Source organism: Xanthobacter sp. BG11Y11_SDJG, assembly GCF_057364445.1.
In genome coordinates this window covers 1-1,332 of sequence record NZ_JBNFNU010000669.1, presented here as the reverse complement: position 1 = coordinate 1,332, position 1,332 = coordinate 1, and the positions used below count along the sequence as shown (strand labels likewise).

Below are 1,332 nucleotides of genomic sequence, written 5' to 3'. Positions count from 1 at the left end.
ACCGCCGCCGCCACCGGCCGCCGCGCCGGCCCCGCCCCGCGGCGATCGCCCGATCAGCGCCGGTCCGGACCCCGTCCGGGCCGGCGCTTCCGTCTTGAGGCAGGGGCGTCAGCCCTGCGGCACCAGCTCCGCCAGCACGGCGCGCACGTCGTCCGGGATCGGCACCGGGCGCTGGCTGGCGCGTCCACATAGACATGGACGAACGTGCCCTGCGCCGCGCAGGCCGCCTCCTCGCCCTGGAACAGCGCGATGTCGTAGCGCACCGAGGAGCTGCCGAGCTTCGCCACCCTGATGCCGGCGATCACGGCGCCGGGAAGTTGAGGCTGCGGAAATAGGTGCAGCGCGTCTCCACCACGAGGCCGATCACCGGGCTGCTGGCGGGATCGAGCACGCCGGCGCGGATCAGGCGCTCGTTCACCACCGTGTCGAAGTAGGAATAATAGACCACGTTGTTCACGTGGCCGTAGACGTCCACGTCGGCCCACCGCGTGGTGAGTTCCAGTGTGTGGGTGAAGTCCGCGCGCGTGAGAGGCGCCTCGCGCCCGGCTGCCGAACCCTGGCCGCTCATCGTCCCGTCCCCGTCATGATGCCATCCCCCATGCCGCGCGCCGGCCGCAGGCGGCGCCCCGCTCCGCAATACGGTGCGCGCGGGCCGGCTCAAGGGCGGTCCTGCGGCTTGTGGCTCAGGGGCGCTCCCGGCCCTTCGGCGCCAGCGCTCGGCAAGGCTCAGTGCGGGCGGACCGGGCGTTGAGCGGCTTCTGCTGGCTCGCATGGGGCGCCCAGCCGGAGAGCCAGAGGATCTCGAACGTGGCGCGCACGCGCCCGTCCGCATCGGCGAAGCGCTGCTGGTAGATGTCCGCCGCGCGCAGCAGCGTCGCGCGCTTGAGCGGCACGCGGCGCGCTCGGCGAGCGCATTGGTGGCGCCCATGCGGCGCAGGTCGTCGAACAGCGCGAACGGCGACCCGTAGCGCACGACGACCTTGTCCACGTCGGTCACCGGCAGCGCGAAGCCGGCGCGCTGGAGCAGGCCGCCGAGGTCGCGCACATCCGCGAACGGGGCGACGCGGGGCGACAGGCCGCCGGTGGTCTCGCTCTCGGCCTCGGCGAAGGCCTGGCGCAGCTCGGTCAGCGAGCGCCCGCCGAGCATGGCCGCGAGGAACAGCCCGTCGGGCCGCAGCGCCCGGCGCACCTGGGCGAGCGTGCCGCAGATCGTTGATCCAGTCGCAGCGCGAGCAGCGAGACCGCGAGGTCGATGCCGCTCGCCGGCAAGGGCAGCGCCTCGGGATCGGCCACCACGTCGCCAGGCGTCAGCCCGGCGGCGAGCGGGGCGGC

2 protein-coding genes and 1 pseudogene are annotated in these 1,332 nt (G+C 74.2%); all 3 read right to left on the bottom strand.

The annotated features are described in order from the left end of the window. Positions 1-53 precede the first annotated feature (53 nt). On the bottom strand, positions 54-305 hold the full coding sequence (locus AC2W7M_RS25610) for a hypothetical protein (RefSeq protein ID WP_486135925.1): 252 nt from the start codon (positions 303-305) through the stop codon (positions 54-56). Beyond that, a complete protein-coding gene (locus AC2W7M_RS25605; RefSeq protein ID WP_486135923.1) occupies positions 302-568 on the bottom strand; it encodes an acyl-CoA thioesterase in 267 nt (88 codons plus the stop codon). Before AC2W7M_RS25605 ends, AC2W7M_RS25610 begins: the two co-directional genes overlap by 4 nt. A 115-nt stretch (positions 569-683) precedes the next feature. Next, positions 684-1,332: pseudogene (locus AC2W7M_RS25600) on the bottom strand (SAM-dependent methyltransferase); the annotation flags it as partial.